We start from the raw sequence: 20036 nt of genomic DNA on the forward strand, positions 1-20036 counted from the left end.
GCGGCGCTCGCTCACCCGCCGAGCTGGAGCAGCACCTTCCCGAACGACGCGTTGCTGGCGACGTAAAGTTGCGCTGCAGCGGCATCGCCGATCGGGAAGACCCGGTCCACGACCGGCCGCACCGCGCGGCTCGCGAGCCAGGGGGAGATGTTCCGCTCGAGCACCTGCGCCGCCGCGATCTTCTCCTCGAGCGGGCGCGAGCGGAGCACGGTGCCGAAGAGCTCGACGCGCTTCCGCAGGAGCTCGCGCAGGTCGAGCTCCGTGGACGCGCCGGCCGTCAGCCCGACGAGCGCGATCCGGGCCTTCAGCGCGCACGCCTTGAGGTCCTCGCCGACGTACGCGCCTCCGACGAGCTCGAGGACCACGTCGACCCCCGCGCCTCCGGTCGCCTTCAGCACCTCGTCCGCGAACGTCGCGCCCGACGTCACGATCCCGGCGTGCAGCCCGAGCTCGCGGCAGCGATCCAGCTTGTCCTGCGTGCGCGACGTCCCGACGACGAAGCACCCGAGCGCGCGGGCGATCTGGAGGCCGGCCGTGCCCACGCCGCTGCCGACCGCGTGCACCAGCGCGCGCTCGCCGGGCGCGAGCCGGGCGCGCGTCACGAGCGCGTCGTAGGCGGTGACGAACGCCTCGGGGACCGCCGCCGCCTCCTCGTCCGTGAGCCCGTCCGGCACCGGCGCGACCTCGCGCTCGTGCGCGACGACCCGCTCGGCGTAGGCGCCGCCCGCGAGGAGGCCGAAGACGCGATCGCCCGGCGCGAAGCGGCGCGCGCCCTTCCCCGTGGCCTCGACCACGCCGGAGTACTCGAGCCCCGGCACGTCCTGCGGCGCGCCGGGCGGCGCCGGGTAAAAGCCCAGCCGCTGGAGCAGATCGGCGCGGTTCACCCCGGCGAAGCGGACGGCGACGCGCACGTGCCCGTCGGGCACCTCGGGCGCATCGACCTCGCGCACCTCGAGGACCTCCGGCCCGCCCGGCTCGCGGATGACGACGGCGCGCATCTTCAATGTGCTGCTCACGCCCCGTTCATTCTTCCATGGGCGGCGGGAGCACGCTCTTCCGGTAGAAGTATTCCACCTTCTCGGAGTCCGGATCGGCCGGCTCCTTCTCCGGCTCGGCCGGCGCGTTGCCGCCGATCGCCGCCTCGATCTGCACCTGCTCGAGGGCGTCCATCATCGAGGCCGCGCTCGGGAAGCGCTCCTCGCGGTCGAGCGCGAGCGCGCGCATCGTCGCGACGTCGAGCGAGTGGGGCACCTCGGGCCGCAGCATGCGCGGGCGGATCGGCTTCACGCGCTGGATCTCCGCGAGCAGGGCGGCGGCCGTCGGCGCCTTGAACGGCAGCTGCCCGGTGAGCATCACGTAGAGCAGCATGCCCACCGAGTAGAGGTCCGCGCGCGCGTCGAGATCGCGGACGCCCTGCGCCTGCTCCGGGGCCATGAACGCGGGCGTGCCGGCGATGGCGTGGCTCCCCGCGGCGGCCATCGAGACGAGGATCGACGGCGCCACCCCCGTGTTGAACGCCTCGGCGACGCCGAAATCGAGCACCTTCACGGTGAGCGGGCCGCGGTCGCCGCCGACGAGGCAGATGTTGTCCGGCTTGAGATCGCGGTGGAGGATGCCCTCGGTGTGCGTGACGACGAGCGCGCTGAGCACCTGGACGGCCACGTCCAGCACGACGGGAATGGGCATGGGGCGCTCGCGCGCGAGCCGCTCGGTGATGGTCTCCCCCTCGAGACGCTCCATCACGAGGTAGGGCGTACCGTCGTCGAGCACGCCAAGATCGTAGACCTCGACGATGTTCGGATGGCCGAAGCGGCCGGCGACGGCTGCCTCGTTGTGAAAGCGCGCGATGGCCGTCTTGCTCTGAGCGTACTGGCCGCGGAGCGTCTTGATCGCGACCCGGCGCCGCAGGCCGATGTGGATCGCGTCGTAGACCATCCCCATCCCGCCCTTGGCGATGACGCCGAGGATGCGGTAGCGGTCGTGCAGCAGGCGGCCGACGAGCGGCGCCTCCTTCGTCGGCCGCGGCTGATCGGGATCGATATCGGGCGGCAGCGGCCCGTCCACCGGCCACCCCGACTCGCCCCTGCTCGTCGGCGGTACCCGCGTCGAGGAGGGCGGGGCGACGCTCGGCGTGAGCGCCGTGCCGTGCACCGGGCACCTCTCGGTGTCCGACGGGTGCGGCAACCCGCACGCCTGGCATCGGATGAAGTGCTGCGGCGGCATCGGGGACCCGGTCAGAGTACGGGTACATCCGCCCATGCAGCAAGCTCGTTCAGGGAGCGAGCGTCCCGGCTGGGGGGGCACGCCCACAGCGTGTGGTTGGGTAGCCAACCCATGTCATCTTCAGCAGCTGGGTTGGATCGGCTCGCGGCTTACGGTAGGCTGAGCTCAAACGTGCCGCAGCCGGTCCGAAAACCAACCCGACGAGCGCGAGAGGTACCGCAGCGGGGCGGGTACCAGAATTTGCATCCGAACGTAAGGCGAAACGTAAGACGAAACGTAATCCGGAACGTAAGACGAAACGTAAGGCGGTACGTCGACCTGAACGTTGACCAGCACGTAAGCCAGTACGTAAACCAGTACGTGAATCGAACGTAAGTCGAGCGTTGGGCAGCGCGTGACGGGCTCGGGGTACGCTTTCCCCGACTGCCAGCAGTGGGGGCCAGCGGGATGGGAAGGGGAAAGAGACAGAGGCCATGAGCACGGCGGAGAAGCTTTCGGACGGTGCCTCGGCCAGCGGTGAGTCCGATCCGCTGCTGGGAAAGGTCTTGAATCAGAAGTTCAAGATCCACTCCCTCCTCGCGACGGGCGGCATGGGCGTCATCTATCGCGGCGAGCAGATCGCCCTCGAGCGCCAGGTCGCGATCAAGGTCCTGACGCCCACGAACTCATCGAATCAGATCGACCCCAACTTTCATAAGCGCTTCTTCCTCGAGGCGAGCATCCTCGCCAGGCTCCAGCACCCGAACATCGTCACGGTCTTCGACTACGGCCGAGTCGAGAACATGGAGCCCGAGCGGTACTTCATGGCCATGGAGTTCCTCGAGGGCGAGACGCTCTTCCGGCGGCTGCGCAAGGCCGGCCGCCTCTCGGCGCCCGACTCGATGGGCATCGCCCGGCAGATCGCCCGCGGGCTGCGCGAGGCGCACAAGCATGGCGTGGTGCACCGCGATCTGAAGCCGTCGAACGTCATGCTCGTCCCCGGCGAGGACACCGGAGAGCTCGTCAAGATCCTCGATTTCGGCCTCGTGAAGGTGCTCGCGGACGACTCGGAGGAGCTCACGCAGCAGGGCTCGTTCCTCGGCTCCCCGCGCTTCATGTCGCCGGAGCAGATCTCGCACGGCAAGGTCGATCTGCGGACGGACGTGTACTCGCTGGGCGTGATCCTCTACCAGATGCTCTGCGGGAAGGTCCCGTTCGAGGCGCAGAACTCGGTCCAGATCCTGATCGCCCACCTGCAGCAGCCCGTCCCGCGGATGAAGGAGCGCAACCCCGAGGCCGACGTGCCCGAGCCGCTCGAGGCGTTCGTGCTGCGCTGCCTGTCGAAGGATCCGGACGGCCGACCGGCCAACATGGAGGCCCTCATCCGCGGGCTCGGCGAGTGCGCGCAGGCGATGGGCCTGTCCCCGGCGTTCGGCTCGACGGGCCTCGTGACCATGGACTCCACCGGCACCGGCAGGATGCCGACGCCGATGCCGCCCGTGCGCGTGATGACGGCGATCCCCGCCAGCTCGTCGTCGCCCACGTCGACGTCCGGCGCCACGACCTCGCAGGTGGACGACGCCTCGCTCGGCGCCGCCTCGCGCCCGGCCGACGCCGCGCCGCAGGGCCGAAAGGGCATCGTGCTCGTCGCGGTGGGCGTCCTCGCCGTCGCGGGCATCGGGGTCGCGATGTCGCAGATGCGCTCCGGCGAGCCGCCGCCGGCGCCGGCCGCCGCGCAACCGGAGAAGCCGCAGGTCGCGCCGCCGCCCGCCGACGTCGGGTCGTTCGTGCTGATGGTCGAGTCCATGCCGTCCGGCGCCGAGGTGCTGGAAGACGGCAAGCCGCTCGGGAACACGCCGCTCCAGCTGTCGCTCACGAACAGCTCCGTGCGCGCCAACCCGCGCCGGTTGACCGTGCGCCACGAGGGGTACGAGCCGTACTCGATCGTCCAGGGCCCCTCCGATCAGTCCGTGCGCCTGGTCGCCACGCTCACGAAGCAGGCAGCGGCGCCGACGAGCACGCCTGCAGCGCCGACGCCGCCCCCGGCCGCCCCGGCGCCTCGCCCGTACTCTGGCCGGCCGGCCCCCAGGCCCGCGCCCGCCCCCGACGCGCCGCCCCCGCCTCCTTCTCCTCGGCCGCTGGATATCCAGATCGAACGATGACCCTCCAGCGCCCCACACACCACATCGTCGTCTCCCCGTCTGTCTTCACCGCGCGGCCGCTCTGGGCGGATGTCCTCGCCGACGTGGAGGCACCTTGTTCCAGGCTTTCCGTCGGCGGGCACCCCCCGCGCGGCGCGCACGGTGACGGTGAAGGAGACGATGTGCCGCATTCTCCGGAACATGCGCAAATGTACGCGCACGAACGCGCGCACGAACACGCGCACGAACACGCGCACGCTCAGCCCGTGCAGCGCGGCGAACGTCAAATCCAGCGGCGAACCCAGGCCGCGCTGACCGCCCGAACGATCGATCGAAGATCCCGGTATTCATCCGTTCCCGCCGGCAGTAGACTCCAGGCTCTGCGTCCCGCAGACGCGCTTCCCAGGCCGATTCCAAGCGGGATCCGTTGCTGAGGAGCAAGGAAATGAACCCGCTCGTCCCCGACTTCATCATCCAGCAAGACGCTCTCGGCAACACCGAGGGCAGCTTCACGGGGGCGGTGCTGATGATCGACATCCCCGGCTTCACCGAGCTCACGGAGAAGCTGATGCAGCACGGCCGCGCGGGCGCGGAGACGCTCGCCGGCACGCTCCGGTACTACTTCGACCCGCTCATCGCCGCGGTCCACCACGCCGGGGGCTTCATCACGAACTTCGCGGGCGACGCGTTCACGGCGCTGTTCCAGGACACGCCGGACCGCAAGGTCGCGGAGTACGTGCTCGGCGCGGCGCTCGCGATGCGCGACCTGTTCGCGGAGCACCCCGAGCGCGACACGCCCTTCGGCAGCTTCCCGTTCTCGTTCCGGATGGGGCTCGCGTGGGGCTCGGTCGAGTGGGGTATCGTCCGCATCTCCCCGGAGCGCGCGTACTACCACTTCCACGGGCAGGCGCTCGCCGCGTGCGTCGCGATCGAGCGGCAAGCGCTGAAGGGCGACATCCTCCTCGACCGCGCGCTCTGCGATCGGATCCCGCCCGCGAGCGCGAAGTACCACGGCGAGGGCGTCTACAAGCTCGGCGACGTGCCGGCGCCCAGGATGCCGCAGGTCCCGAGGAACCCGCCGCGCGGCGAGGGCACCGCGTTCGTGGCGAGGGGCGTCGCGGACATGCCCCCGGAGGGCGAGTTCCGCAACGTCACGAGCGTCTTCCTCTCGTTCGAGCAGATCCCGAGCTTCGCGGAGCTCACGCGCCTCCTGCACGAGCTCTCCGAGCTCTACGGCGGCACGTTCACGGGCATCGACGCGGGCGATCTCGGCATCGCCGCGCTGATCCACTTCGGCGCCCCGATCACCCACGAGAACGACAACGATCGCGCGCTCGACTTCGCGCTGGAGCTGAAGAAGCGCGGCCTCCGGCAGATGCGCCTCCGCGCGGGGATCACGCGCGACGTCCGGTACGCCGGCTTCAACGGCGGCACCGAGCGCCACGAGTTCGCGTGCATCGGCCGCGCGACGAACCTCGCCGCGCGCCTCGTCGCGAAGGCCCCCTGGTCGGCGATCTGGGCCGACGAGCAGGTCTTCCGCGCCGGTGAGACGAGCTACCAGTGGACGACGGAGAACATCTTCCGGTTCAAGGGCTTCGATCTGCCCATCCTCGTCTACTCGCTGGAGCGCCGCCGCATCTCGGTCCAGAAGGAGTTCTACGACCTCGGCCTCATCGGCCGCGAGGCGGAGATCGAGCAGCTCGTGCGCTACGTCGGGCCGATCTTCGAGGGCAAGCCGGCCGGGATCACGTACATCGACGGCGAGCCGGGGCTCGGGAAGAGCTACCTCGTGCAGCGCTTCCGCCACCGTTGCGAGGAGCACCAGAGCGACCGGCCCTTCCTGTGGATCGACGCGCGCTGCGACCAGACGCTCCAGAGCTCGCTGAACGCGTTCGAGTTCGCGCTGAAGGAGTACTTCTGGGAGTCCTCCGCGCTCGGCAAGGAAGAGAAGCTCACGAACTTCGACGACGCGTTCGAGTACCTCCTCGAGCGCCTGCCCGAGAGCCAGGCCGCGCTGAAGCGCGAGCTCGATCGCGCGCGCTCGGTGTTCGCCGCGCTTATCGGCATCCGGTGGGAGGACTCGCCGTACGAGCGCCTGCACCCGAAGCTCCGGTACACGAGCACGCTCTCGGCGCTGAGCTTCGTCTTCCTCGCCGAGGCGTCGCTCCAGCCGGTGATCCTGCACCTCGAGGACGCGCACTGGGCCGACGAGGACTCGCTCGAGGCGGTGCGCGTGATCGCGCGCGCGTGCCGGGGGCTGCCCATCGCGATCATCTGTACGACGCGGCGCAAGGACGACGGCACCCCCGTCCGCATCCCGCTCGACCCGGGCATCTCCGAGAACGTGATCGAGCTGAAGCCGCTGCCGCGCGAGCAGCTCCTCGCGCTCGCGGTCCCGTTCTTCGGCGGCCCGATGCCGGACATGCTCGCGACGCTCCTCTGCGAGACGGCCGGCGGCAACCCGTTCTTCGCGCAGGAGATCCTCGCCTACTGGCTCGAGGACGGGCGCTACGGCTCGAGCTCGAGCTCCATCTCGATCTCGAACACGTTCATGCCGCCGAAGAACGTGAACAGCCTGCTCATCTCGCGCCTCGACCGGCTCGACGCGAAGGTGAAGCAGACGATCGTCGCCGCGGCCGTCCTCGGGCGCGAGTTCGACCTGCGGGTGCTCGCGCTGATGCTCCCCGACGCCTCCGTGCTCGAGGAGCACGTGCGCATCGGCGAGGCGCAGTGCATCTGGTCGCAGATGACGGAGCGGCGCTTCCAGTTCAGCAACGCGCTCCTCCGCAACGCGGCCTACGAGATGCAGTCCCGCGCGCGGCTCCAGGAGCTCCACCGGCTCGCGGCCGAGGCGATCGAGAGCCTCTACGGCGATGACCTCGAGGACCAGCTCGTCGCGCTCGGCCGCCACTGGCGCCGCGCGGGCAAGGTGGACCACGCGCGCCGCTACTTCCTCGCGGGCGCCCGCAAGGCGGCGGCGCGCTACGCCCACGAGGAGGCGACACGCCTCTACCGCGTCTACTTCAAGCTCTCGCCGGAGCCGACGCCCGAGAGCGTCGTCGTGCGCTACGAGTTCGCGCGCGACGTCCTCGAGGCGAGGGGGCGGTACCAGGAGGCGCGGCAGGAGCACATCCGCGTGCTCACCGACGCCCAGAAGCTCGGCGACCGCGGGTCCGAGGCGCTCGGCTTCCTCGGCCTCGGCCGCACGCACTGGGCGATGCAGCAGCCGGACGACGCGCGCACCTACTGGGAGGAGGGGCTGCGCGCCGCGCGCGAGGCGGGCAACCTGCCGGCCGAGGGGCTCACGCTCGCGAGCCTCGGGATGGCCTACGCCGTCCAGGGCCGGTACGACGCCGCTCGCACGCTCTACTCGCGCGCGATCACGGTCGAGCGGCAGATCGGGAACCGGCGCGAGGAGGCGAGGCTCCTCGGGGAGTTCGCGAAGCTGCACCGGCTGAGCGGCCACCTCGGCGAGGCGGAAGCCCTGCAGGAGCAGGCCGCTGCCATCGAGCGTGAGCTGGGGGCCTCTTGAGCCGGTGGGGGACGCTGCCGTGCGCTCCGCCCACGCGAAGGCGACCCCGTCGTCCGACGTCGTCGCACGTTCCCTAGATCGCGGTGCAGAGGCCCCGCCGGCCCGCGCGGCGCCGGCGCGCCCCGGCCCTCGCCGCCCTGCGAATTCCGCTGACAATCGATCACGAGGTCTCCCAAGAGCATGACACGACAGGCAACAAAGGAGTCACCTGCGCTGTTGAACGAGGAGCTCCTTGAGAAGGCGAAGCCTTCCAAGCTCATGCCCGCCGTGATCGCCGGAATGGTCTCGGGGACGCTGGTCGTCTCGTTCGATATCTCTCTTGGCGCGCTGATCTTCAACCACGGGCTCGCCGAATACCTCTCGAGAGGGATCGGCATCATCCTGATCAGCTCCGTCATCGTCGGCGTGATCGTGTCTCTCCTCAGCTCCTACAAGCCGGTGATCGCCGCGCCGCAGGAGGACGCTGCCGTCATTCTCGCCTCGATGGCGGCGGCGATCACGACGGGCATCGCGCAGAAGGACCCGACGGCGAGCCCGTTCCCGACGGTCGTGGCCGCCATCGCGATCACCTCCGTGGTCGCAGGCGGCTTCTTCCTGCTGCTCGGCCTCTTACGGCTCGGCATCCTGGTCCGCTTCATCCCGTACCCCGTCGCCGGCGGCTTCATCGCCGGCGCCGGCTGGCTCCTCCTCCAGGGCTCGATCTCGGTGATGTCCGGCCAGCCATCGACGCTCGACATTTTCCCGAGCGTGGTGATGGATCCGGAGCTCCTGAAGCGGGTCCTCCCGGGCCTCGTGTTCGGCGTCCTGCTCCTCCTGGTGCTGCGGCGGTTCTCGTCGCTCCTGCTCCTCCCCGTGCTGCTCGGGGGCTCGATCGTGGTGTTCTACGTCTCGCTGGGCCTCGCCGGCGTCAGCGTGCAGCAGGTGCTCGACAGCGGCTGGCTCCTCGGTCCGTTCCCGACCGCGTCGCTCTGGCCTCCGATCGGCGCTTCGGATTTCGGGAAGGTGGACTGGTCGGTCCTGTTCGGCAGCGCCGGCAACATGGCCGCCGTCACGATCATGGCCGCCATCACCGTGCTGCTCAGCGCGTCGGGCGTGGAGCTCGCGACGGAGCAGGAGATCGATCTCGACCGCGAGCTGCGGGCCACGGGCGTCGCGAACATCGTCACGGGCCTCTTCGGCGGCATGGTCGGCTACCTGTCGCTCGCCGAGTCGTCGATGAGCTACAAGGCCGGCTCGAACAGCCGCGTCTCGGGGCTGGTCGCGGCGGCGATCAGCTGCGTCGTGCTCTTCGTCGGCGCCGACGCCATCCTGTACTTCCCGCGCCCCGTCCTCGGGGGCCTGATCGCCTATCTCGGATTCCACTTCCTCATCAACACGCTCTACGAGGGCTGGTTCCGGCTGCGGCGCATCGAGTACTTCGTCATCGTGGTGATCCTCCTTGTCGTCGCCGTCCGGGGCTTCCTTGTCGGCATCGGGGTGGGGCTCGGCGTCTCGTTCATCCTCTTCGCGCTCAGCTACAGCCGCATCGAGGTGGTGCGCAACGCCATCTCCGGGGTCTACCTGCGCAGCAACGTCGCTCGCAGCGACGGCGAGGAGATGACCCTGACGGAGCGCGCCAAGCAGCTCAACGTGCTCCAGCTCCAGGGCTATATCTTCTTCGGGACGGCGTACAACCTCCTCTCGACCGCCCAGCAGCGCATCCAGAGCGAGGAAGGTGAGGTGCGCTATCTGCTGCTCGACTTCCGCCACGTGAACGGCATCGACTCGTCCGCCATCGCGAGCTTCCTCCGGCTCCGCAGGCTCGCCAAGGCGCACGGCGTCAAGCTCATCTTCACGGAGGTGCGTGTGGACATCCGCAATCACCTCGAGCGGGGCGAGGTCTTCGTCGGCGATGACGACGAGGTCTGCCGGATCTACCCGGATCTGGATCGAGGCCTCGAGGCGTGTGAGAAGGAGATCATCGCAGATGCGCCGCCCAGCATGCTGCCGCCTCCGATGCTGTTCTACGATCTCCAGGATGTATTCGGCGGTCGCCCGGGAATGCTACGTTTCAAGGACTACCTCGAGCGCGTGGAGCTTCCGGATGGGTTCGATCTGTTCCGGGCCGGAGATGTCTCGAAGGACCTCTACCTCATCGAGAGCGGAGAGCTCACGGCCTGGCTCGAGATCGACGGGAAGAAGGTGAAGCGGCTCCGCACGATGGGGCCGGGGTCGGTCGTCGGCGAGTCCGGGCTCTACATGGGCGAGAAGCGGTCGGCGACGGTCACCGCGAGCCGGCAGTCCACGCTCTACCGGCTCACGGAGGAGGCGCTGCAGCGAATGACGGAGGAGGCGCCCGAGCTGGCCGCGGCCTTCCATCACTTCGTGGTCACGCTGCTGGCCCGGAGGATCGTGCACTCGACGGGGCCAGTGAAATCGCTGTTCAACTAGACTCGATCGGTTCGGCCTGGAGCGTTGCGTTCCCGTGGAGACTCGCTTGCAGCATGGTGCGACGGCAGTACGCCTCCCGCCGGTGCGCGTCGCGCGCCGGGGAGCCGGCGTGTCCGCTCTTCAATGCTGCACGCGTGAGCACCTGGCTCCCGCAGATCCTATCGCGCACGACGACCCAGCGCAGCCCGCGAGCATTGCCGTCCTGTGTTCCGGTAGCGTCGAAACACGCATTGCCGTGCCGCGCGCCGTTTCACCTGGGGGAGAACAATCTCGTGTAGACGCTATCCCGGATGCGCGTGGATGCGCGGCGAACACACATTTGAATGCAATTTCGACGATCTCTTTCGGATTCAGAGCCACGGAATGTACGATTCGCCTAAGCTTGCGAACAGTCGTGGTTTCGCTCCGAATGAGAAGGCCAGTCGTGTTGCTTACCGCGCAACACATTTTCCTTGACAAGGGGACGCGCGCTTGCAATCCACGGTCCATAGGGTTGCGGCCGGGGCTGCCCGGCATCCCGCGCGTCCTACCGGTCGATGGGGGCCTCGGTCCGCAGACGCGCTCCGCTGGTTGGCGTTTCCGGAGACCCCAGAGGCCAGCATCGCGCCAGCGAACACCCGCAGGCCTGTCCGCCTTGAGCAGCTGGAGAAAGGACAACTTATGAAAACTCAACGTCGCCCCCTGATGGTACTAGCCATTCTGTTGGGTGTCCTATCGGTCGCCGCCTGCGGCAAAGATAAGGCTCCTTCTGAAGCACGTGCAGAGTCGGGCACCAAGGAAGCTGCGGCTCAGCCCTCCGAGCTCAGCGTCCTCATCTTCCCGAACTACCTGGACGACAAGAGCATCAAGGACTTCGAGACGCAGAACAACGCCCGCCTGCGGCTCACGATCTACGACTCCACCGAGGAGATGGAGAGCAAGCTCGCCTATGCGGGCGCCGACGCGCAGTACGATGTCGTCGTGATGGCGGCGCACGCCAGCGGGCGGCTCGCGCGGCGCGGGCTCATCCGCCCCCTGGATCACGCCCAGCTCCCCAACCTGAAGAACCTCGAGTCGCGGTTCTCGGGCCCGAACTTCGACGAGGGCAACAAGTATTCTATCCCTTACCAGTGGGGCACTGTCGCGATCATCTACAACAAGAAGAAGATCCCCAACATGGATCCGACGTGGGGCGTGCTCTTCGACGCCCAGAAGACGCCGGGCACGTTCGTGCTGATCGACGAGATGCGCGACATGGTCGGCGCGGCGCTCAAGTACAAGGGATTTTCCAGCAACACGTCGAAGCCTGAAGAGATCCGGGAGGCCGGGCGCATCCTCAAGGAGGCCAAGAGCAACCCGAAGTGCCTCGGCTTCAAGGGCGGCATCGGCGCGACGCAGGACGTGAAGGGCGGCTCCGTCGACATGGCGGTCGTCTGGAACGGGGACGCGCAGAAGGTGGTCTGGGAGGACAAGGATCGCCTCGCCCTCGTCATTCCGAAGGAAGGTTCCGTGATCTGGGTCGACGTGATGACCGTGCCCTCCAAGTCGCCCCACCCCGAGCTGGCTCACAAGTTCATCAATCACATGCTGACCCCCGACGGCGGCGCGCAGCTCTCGATGATGACGAAGTACGCGACCCCGAACAGCGCCGCGCAGGCCAAGCTGCCGGTGGAAGACCGCACGAACCAGCTCATCTATCCGACGGGCGACCAGGCGAGCCGCCTGGAGCACCATCGCGATCTCGGCGAGGCGGCCAAGCTCTACGACGAGGTCTGGGCGGCCGTGAAATCGAACTGACCGCGAGGCGATGGCGCCAACGAGGTGCTCAGCCTCCGATCACGCCGATGCCCATCCTGCGCGACGCGCCGGTGTCGAGCGCACGCCCGAGCTGGAATCAGGGCCGCTGCGTGGAGCCCCTGGCAAGACTGAATGCTTCGTTGCCACCGACGTGTCCCGCTGGCGCGGCGCTCGTCTCGCCGGCGCGTCCCCGACGCGTGCGCGACGAGCCCGGCTGGAGCGCACGGCGTAGCTCGCTGCCACCGGAGCGCACCGCGCCCGGTGCGCCTGGCGCGTCGAGGTGGAGTGCGTCGATCTGAACGTAAGGACCTCTATGGAAGATCATCGCTCCAAGACCACGGCTCGCGCGAGAGGCATGGTCGTAGACAACGCGTTCACGGCCGATAGCCTCTATGGCGTTCGGCGCGAGCCGACCTACAGCGGCGCGCTCTCCTTCCTGCGCCGCAAGTACACGCGCGACCTGACTGGCGTCGATGTGGCGGTCACCGGCATCCCGCTCGACACGGCGACCAGCAACCGCCCAGGGACGCGCTTCGGCCCGCGCGCGGTGCGGGAGGCCTCGGCGCACCTCGCGTGGAACCGCCCTTACGGCTACGAGTTCGATCCGCTCGACCGGCTCGCCGTGGTGGACTATGGCGACTGCGTCTGGGATTACGGGCGTCCGGAGGAGAGCCCTGTCGCCATCGAGGAGCACATCGGCCGGATCCTCGACGCCGGGGTGACGCCCCTCTCGATCGGGGGGGATCACTTCGTGAGCTACCCGATCCTGCGCGCCGTGTCCAAGCGCCGCGGGAAGCTCTCGCTGATCCATTTCGACGCTCACTCCGACACGTGGAGCGACGAGGTCGGATCGGGTCGGGTCGATCACGGCACCATGTTCTTCCACGCGGCGCGGGAGGGCCTCGTGGAGCCCAGCCGCTCGGCGCAGATCGGGCTCCGCACTTACAACGCCGATACGCTCGGCTTCCAGGTGCTCGACGCGCCCTGGGTTCATCGCCATGGCGCGAGGGCGGTGATCGAACACGTTCGTAATATCGTCGGGGACCACGAGGTTTACCTGACGTTCGACATCGATTTCCTCGACCCGAGCTTCGCGCCCGGCACCGGCACGCCGGTCTGCGGGGGGATGTCCACCGCGGTCGCGCTGGAGATCCTGCGGGGGCTCCAGGGCATCGCGCTCGTCGGCATGGACGTCGTGGAGGTCGCGCCCGCCTACGACGTGGGTGAAATCACGGCGCTGGCTGGCGCGACGATCGCGCAGGAGGGGCTCGGGCTCTTCGCGTGCCGGCCAGGGGCGCAGAAAACAAGGGAGCCGGCCGAGGGAGAGCGGCGTTAGAGCGGCGGTCACCCGCTTCGGATACGGGCCCATCTCGTCGTTTTCGGTGCTCAGCGCACAGGAGTGCGCTTCCGCGCCGAAAACGACGATCTGGACCCGTCTCCTGTGCGGGAGACCGCCGCTCTGCGTCGCGTCTACGAGCGTGTCCGGCGGCGCGGAGACTGCCCTCGGTACGGCGCGAAGACCGCTTCTGGCGAGTCTTCGGTGAACTGGCGGAGCACCCGGTTCAGCCCGCGCGTGCCGTGGGCGCGGACGGTCTGGACGCGGTCGAGATCGAGCACCTCCCCGAGGTACTCCTCGCCGGAGCCCCCCAGGAAGAGGACGCGGCCCTCGGGATCGACCGCGATGGAGCGCCCGCCGCCGATCTCCACCGCGGCATTGACGTTCACCACATAACACTGGTTCTCGATCGCGCGGGCGCGGGCGAGCACGAGCTCCTCCTCGCGATCCGGCGTCGTGGTGAGCGTCGGGTGCAGGATCACCTCGGCGCCGCGCAGCGCCAGGCCGCGCGCGACCTCGGGATACCAGCCATCGTAGCAGATCATGAGCCCCAGCCGGCCGACGCGCGGGATGTCGAACACGGGCGCGGGCTCATCGCCCGGCGCACAGGTCTCGAAGGGCATCCAGGGATAGAGCTTGCGGTACCGGGTGACGAGCTTGCCGCTCGGCGAGAAGACGAGCGCGGTATTGTGCAGCTTGTCCCCCGCGCGCTCGTAGATCGACCCGGCGCAGAGCCACCTCCCAGCCCTGCGCGCGATCGCGCCGAGCCGCCTGGTGAGCGGCCCCGGGATCGGCTGGGCGAGCTCGTGCGACGGGGAGGTGTGGCGGAACGGGTGATCCCCCGTGAGCCACAGCTCGGGAAAGAGGTAGAGCTGCGCCTCGGGAAACGAGACCCCCAGCGTCTGCACCTCGCGCTCGAGCTTCTCGAGCGTCGCAGCAGGGTCGCCGGGCACGGGCCGGGACTGGACTCCGATGACGTGGAGGAGGCGAGCCATACAAGCGACGTTATACACCCCCTCTGCGGCGTGCGTTCGAGGGGCGTCGTGAACGTCGCGCCGGGGGGCGCCTGGCGAGCTCGCTCAGGTGGTCGGCTCGATCGACCCGCGAGCCGCCGCGATCACCTCGGCCGTGGCGAAGTGCGCCGACTCGAGGGCACCCTGCGCCCAGCCCGTGTAGAGACACGTGTGATCGCCGGCGAAGACGATGCGCCCCTCGCCGCGCTGGAGATCCGCGATCAGATCGGTCTGATCGGGCCGGTACGCGGGCCAGCCGCCTCGCGTGTACGGCTGGTGGTGCCACGAGAACGACAGCCCCTTCTGGAAGTACTGCCGAGCGTTCGGGAAGAACGACTCCATCGTCTTGAGCCCGAACTCGATGCGATCGGCCGCGGTGGGCAGCTCGTCGAGCGCCGCGGCGTTGCGGTCCTGCACGTACGCCGTGAGGATGCCCGAGGAGCCGGGCTGGAGCGAGGTCAGGTCCCACAGGCGCTCGATGGGCGTGGTCGTGCAGGCCGCGAGCAGCCCGATGATGCCCTCATCCGCCCAGAACCGGTGCGAGAACTGGAAGTTGAGGCGCGTGACGGTGAACATCGGGATCTCCGACGCGGCGCGGTGCTTGGGGCCGGAGAGCGGCGGGTCGAACGCGACCTCGAGCAGGATGCGGTGGGGGAGCGCGCACACCACGAAGTCGCCCTCGATCGTCTCGGGGTCCCCGTTCCTGAGGAACTCGACGGTCACGCCGTCCTCGCGGGAGATCACCCGCTGCACATGGGCCCCCTTGAGGATGCGATCGCCGAGATCGTCGGCGAACGCGGTGGTCAGCCGGTCGTTCCCGCCGGCGATCGCGTAGGTGTGGAACCACTTGGCGTCGAGCCGCTGGTTCGCCGACCAGGCGAGGCCGCTGAACATCTCGATCTCCGTCCCCTCGTACGCGCGGCAGATCTCCCTCGCGGCGTGCGAGGCCCCGGTCCGATCCAGGCTGCGGTAGAACGTCTCGCCCGAGAAGTCCTTGCGGACGGTGGCCGGTGGCCACTGCGTGTCCCGCGGGTCGCCGATCACCGAGAACGCCTTCGCCGCGAGCTGCAGGTTGAGGGACTCCGCGTCGATGTCCCGCTCTTCCGGAGAGAGCGGAAAGTCGGCAGGATAGTGCGCTTTGCCCCGCGAGGTGCTCAGGAAGCGATGGCCCATGACGTAGTACAGCTGCGTCGCGTCGAGCGGATACTCGAGGATCTCCAGCCCGAAGTGGCGCGCATAGGCGAGCGTGAGGACGTGGGTGTCGGCGATCCGGGTGACGCCGAGCTCGGCGTACTGGTCGCCGAAGTGGTTCCGGAGCGTGTAGAAGCGGCCGCCCACACGGTCATTCCGCTCGAGGATGATCGGGTCGAACCCGGCCTTCCGCAGCGACCATGCGGTGCACAGCCCTGAAATTCCTCCGCCGAGCACGATGACACGGCGTCCGCCGCCGACGCTCGGCCACTCAGGTAGGGTGTCCCACATCTGTGGCAACATCTCCCCTGCGGCCGCGAGGCGACGCCGGTCGTAGACGGAAGCGAACGGCTGCTCGGGAACATCGATCGGGCGGTCGGGCAACATGGACCTCTTGCTCGGGCTGGCTGACGATCGTCAGGTTGGCAAAAACGCCGTTGAGACGGCGCGCCGCGGGTGGCAGACCCGACGCGCGCTCCCCTCGTGGCCTACGGTTCGGCGCGAAAATCGGCGCCCATCGCTCTCCTGATCGCTCCCATTCGCGGCGCGCTCCGCCGAGCGGCGCGCCCGTCGTTCCGCCGTCGCTCCGGACCGCGCGCGCCGTGCGTCGCGTGATCCGAGGTCGAGGAGCGGATATTCACGAGTGACCATGATGGACAAGCGATGTTTTGCTTTCAAGCAAAATCATGACCGCGCGGATTGTCACAAGAGTGTGCGGGCGTCCGATGATGTGGTCACTTGGTTACGTGGCGCGTGACACGTGGCGCGCAGCGCGCGGCCGCGCGGCCGCGCGCCGTCAGATCGCAGCGTTTCCGGCGACGGCCATGAAGCGAACGCACCGCTCCTCACCATCGCGCGTCGATCGTGGATTGCGGAGGAACGTGCGTGATTTGCGCCGCGGCGCACGATTTGCGTCAGGCAAGGAAACACACGAGAGCGCTGCATGACATGCGAGGCCGGCCCAGGCGCTGAGTTCACGTGAGACGCTGAATTCGAGCGTGGCGCGAACCGCGTGCAGCGGTGGAGCTCCTGCCAGAGTGGAACGGTACCGCAGGTGTGGCTTGCGCCACGCCTGGAATGGATGTGGCCGCCAGGGCGACGCCGGTCGATGGACGCGGGGCGCGAGGCTGCGCGCTGCGCTGCCCGCCCTGCGCCGCGGTCGAGCGGGGCGGCGCGGGGGCGGAGCGCCGAGGGGTGATGGGCGTGAGGTGGAGAGCGCGCGCGGCCAGGACGGCCGCGCGATGATCAGAAGTTCAGGTTGGCAGAGAGGAGGAAGGTGCGGCCTGCCTGCGGCATCCTGGTCGCCGTGAACTGGGGCGAGATGGGGGCCTCGTACTCCCAGTCGGCGACGTTGTAGACGCCCATGTTGTAGCGGAGGCCGGCCACGTCCGTCTGACCGGAGAGGACGACGTCCCAGATCACCGCGGGGTCGGTCTCCGTCAGGGTCTTGTCGATGCGCGGCGACTCGACGGTGAGGCGCGTCGACAGCATCAGCGCCTTCCCGAACAGCGGCACGGTCCCCTTGACGGCGGCCATGTGCTCCGGCGAGTTGGGCACCTTCTTGAGCACCTCGTCGACGTCTCCTTTATCGAGGTACCTCGCCCGTGAATAGGAGTAGGAGAGAGAGGCCATCCACCCCTGGCGCCACTCGCGGCGCAGCTCGGCCTCCGCGCCCAGCACGAGGATCGGCTCCTTGGTGTTGTCGTACCTCCCCGGCTTATCCGCCGTGAAGTCGCCGGTCTGCGCGATCATGTCGGTCATGTAGTTCACGTACCCCGCGCCGAGCAGGGAGAGCGTGGACGAGAGGCGGTGCGTGAACTCGACCTCTCCCGAGAGCACGCTCTCGGGACCGATCCGCTCTTCCTCCGCCTCATCGGGATTGTACCCCGGGGCAAGATTGCCTACGGGCACCTGCAGGAAGAGCTCGTAGATGGGCGGAGCGCGGAACGCGCGGCCGCCGGTCACCTTCAGGTTGCCCCCTTCGTAGGGCTTGACGACGAGCGCGATACGCGGGCTGATCCCGGAGTTGAAGCTGAGCTTTTTCTGCGCCTCGTCACTGCTATAGTTGTAATAGTCGATACGAGCACCCGCGGAGATGCGGACGCGGTCGGACGGGACGAAGTCGACGACGCCGTAGCCGGCGAGGATCTGGTAAGGGTGCGCGTCGAACAGACCGTCATCTCGCGCATTGAAGATGGCGACATCATCCTTGTTGATCATGCCGTCGTTGTTGAGATCATCATCGTCATCGCTGCTGGCGCCAGCAGCAGGCGCCTCAACGTTACCATCCTGGTCAACGTCCTGTCTCTCGACCGGGACGGGGAGGATGAGCGAGTCGGTGCAGGGTTGGTCGGGGACGCAGACGGTCTCCTCGATGCGCTGCCTGCCGACGAAGTGCATCTGGCCCTCGACGCCCACGGTGACCTTCAGCTGTGGAAACGGGGTGATCTCGAATCGCTGATCCGCGAGCAAAAACATGTCCTGGTACTGCTCGACATCGGAGATCCTGGTGCCGGTGCTGTCGTCCACCAGCCACAGCGTGTCGTCATAAAACTGGATATCGTAGGCCACGCGGGTGACCGTCGAGAAGACGTCCGAGATCCGCGGCGCGAACGTGACCTCGGCGAACCCGCGCCTGTCGCGGTAAAACGTCCTGTCGTCGCCGACGACGGTCTTGTTGGCGCCGCTCGGGAGCGCCTTCCTGCGCTCGTTGTAGAACACCTGCGCCGAGAGGGACTTGTACCAGAGCCGTCCCTGGATCGTCCCGACATTGAAGTGGTCGGCGTCGCGGGAGATGCCATCCTTGTTCTTCCACTGCTCATCGAGTCCGGGCAGGATCGGCAGGAAGTAGTCTCGCCCTTGACCGTGGCCGCCGGCGACCGACAGCCACATGCCGGAGTCGCGCCCGAAGGGCACCTGCGCCTGGGCGCGGCCGCGGATGAAGCCGTGCTGCGCCGCGCCCACGCCGACGCCCGCGCCGAACGACGTCGGGCGGCCCTTGGTCACGATGTTGATGACGCCGACGAACGCGCCCGTACCGTAGAGCAGCGAGCCCGGGCCACGGACGACCTCGATCCGCTCGACGTCCTCCAGGTCGGTGCGCGCCGATTGATCGGCGAAGGCGAGGCCGTCCCAGGTGTCGTTGATCGAGTGCCCGTTGAGCAGCACGAGCACGCGGTTGCTGTAGTCGCCAGGGATGCTGATCCCGCGGATGCCAACCCAGGAGTAGGTGCCGTCGTACGTCGTGTAGACGCCGCGCATGCCCCTCAAGGCCTCGGCGACCGTCGGATACCCCATCGCGCGGAGCTCCTGGCCCGAGATGATCGTGACCGAGCCGGGCGCGTCCTCGACGGCCTCTGCCGTACGCGACGCGGCCTCGACCTCCTCGAGCTGCCGGAGGGAGATGTCGATCCGGGTCTGCTGCGCGGCCACCACGTTCGCTGTCTGCTCGACCGGGCGGAAGCCGCGCAGCGAGACGCGCACGCGGCGCTGGCCGCTCTGCACGTTGAGGACCGCGGGCGTGAAGCCCATCGGCTTTCCGTCGACCTCGACGAGCGCGTCGCGCTCATCGGCGTTGACGACGAGGCTGCCGGTGAGCGGGTTGAGCCGGTAACGCGCGGTCACCGTGCTCGCGGCCGCCACGTTCACGTCCTGCTCCGACGGCTGATACCCCTCCTGCGAAAGGTAGAGGCGGTGCCGGCCAGGAGGCAGCGTGAGATCGCACGGCGCGGTGCACGCCGGGGGGCCGCTCGCGTCGTTGACCCGCACCGTCGTGCCCGCCATCTCACCGACCACGCGCACCGTCCCGACGATGCGCTTCAGCTTGACCGCGACGTTCGTTTGCTCGCCGATCTTCGCCTCGACGTTCTCGACCTCCGCCGGCTCGTACCCCTCGAGATCGACGATGATCTTGTGCTTGCCGGGCTGGAAGCCGAGGAGGCGGGGCGTGTTGCCGCGGCCGCCGAGATCGCGGCGGTTGATGTACACCGTCGCTCCGGGCGGGTCCGTCGTCACGTTGATGACGGCGACGTTGGGCCGGATGCGCGCGAGCGCCTCCTCGATGGCCGGCCTGCGCGCGGCGTTGGGCTCGAGATCGAGCGCCTGAACGTAGTAGCGAAATGCGTCTGGATACTCCTGGAGAGCCTCGTAAGTTCGGGCGATGTTGAAGATGACGTTTCGGTTCGGGACAAGCCGGTTCGACACCAGGAAGTGCTCCAGGGCGCCCCGGTAGTCACGCGCCGAATAGCGCTCCGTGGCGATCCTGAAGTGCAGATCGGCCTCATCGGCCAGATCATCCGCCCAGGCAGGCCGACCGGAGAATGTGAGGAGTGCTACGAGTATGAGTAGGAGTGCGGAGCGACGAAAGCTCATCTTTCGATCTCGATTCCCAACGGTCGAAGTGGAGCGCAAAGCGC

10 protein-coding genes are annotated in these 20036 nt (G+C 68.5%); 5 read left to right on the top strand and 5 right to left on the bottom strand.

All coding sequences use genetic code 11. The annotated features are described in order from the left end of the window. Positions 1-11: 11 nt before the first annotated feature. Positions 12-998 (bottom strand): NAD(P)H-quinone oxidoreductase, encoded by a 987-nt coding sequence (locus tag WMF39_RS49345; protein ID WP_437748134.1) that lies wholly within the window; start codon positions 996-998, stop codon positions 12-14. 25 nt (positions 999-1023) lie between these two features. Beyond that, positions 1024-2151 (bottom strand): serine/threonine-protein kinase, encoded by a 1128-nt coding sequence (locus WMF39_RS49350; protein ID WP_437296884.1) that lies wholly within the window; start codon positions 2149-2151, stop codon positions 1024-1026. A 545-nt stretch (positions 2152-2696) separates the two neighbouring features. Here WMF39_RS49350 and WMF39_RS49355 point away from each other — a divergent pair. From WMF39_RS49355 to speB, 5 genes are all read left to right on the top strand, one after another. Then, a complete protein-coding gene (locus WMF39_RS49355) occupies positions 2697-4364 on the top strand; it encodes a serine/threonine protein kinase (RefSeq protein ID WP_437743372.1) in 1668 nt (555 codons plus the stop codon). 424 nt (positions 4365-4788) lie between these two features. Continuing rightward, positions 4789-7875: an AAA family ATPase gene (locus WMF39_RS49360; protein ID WP_437743373.1), complete on the top strand. Its 3087-nt coding sequence runs from the start codon at positions 4789-4791 to the stop codon at positions 7873-7875. 216 nt (positions 7876-8091) lie between these two features. Further along, a complete protein-coding gene (locus WMF39_RS49365; RefSeq protein WP_437743374.1) occupies positions 8092-10305 on the top strand; it encodes a SulP family inorganic anion transporter in 2214 nt (737 codons plus the stop codon). Positions 10306-11007: 702 nt separating this feature from the next. Then, on the top strand, positions 11008-12081 hold the full coding sequence (locus tag WMF39_RS49370) for a polyamine ABC transporter substrate-binding protein (RefSeq protein WP_437743375.1): 1074 nt from the start codon (positions 11008-11010) through the stop codon (positions 12079-12081). Positions 12082-12394: 313 nt separating this feature from the next. Further along, complete coding sequence (speB, locus tag WMF39_RS49375) at positions 12395-13417, top strand: agmatinase (protein ID WP_437743376.1); 1023 nt, start codon at positions 12395-12397, stop codon at positions 13415-13417. A gap of 134 nt (positions 13418-13551) precedes the next feature. Here speB and WMF39_RS49380 read toward each other — a convergent pair whose 3' ends face one another. The 3 genes from WMF39_RS49380 to WMF39_RS49390 form a co-directional block, all read right to left on the bottom strand. Continuing rightward, positions 13552-14412 (bottom strand): carbon-nitrogen hydrolase family protein, encoded by an 861-nt coding sequence (locus WMF39_RS49380; RefSeq protein WP_437743377.1) that lies wholly within the window; start codon positions 14410-14412, stop codon positions 13552-13554. Positions 14413-14496: 84 nt separating this feature from the next. Then, a complete protein-coding gene (locus WMF39_RS49385) occupies positions 14497-16008 on the bottom strand; it encodes a flavin monoamine oxidase family protein (RefSeq protein ID WP_437743378.1) in 1512 nt (503 codons plus the stop codon). 858 nt (positions 16009-16866) lie between these two features. Beyond that, the gene (locus WMF39_RS49390; RefSeq protein WP_437743379.1) at positions 16867-19824 is read right to left on the bottom strand and encodes a TonB-dependent receptor domain-containing protein; all 2958 of its coding nucleotides are present in this window, start codon (positions 19822-19824) and stop codon (positions 16867-16869) included. Between the last annotated feature and the right edge of the window lie 212 nt (positions 19825-20036).

Source organism: Sorangium sp. So ce1504 (genome assembly GCF_051521635.1).
Lineage (GTDB): Bacteria > Myxococcota_A > Polyangia > Polyangiales > Polyangiaceae > Sorangium > Sorangium cellulosum_B.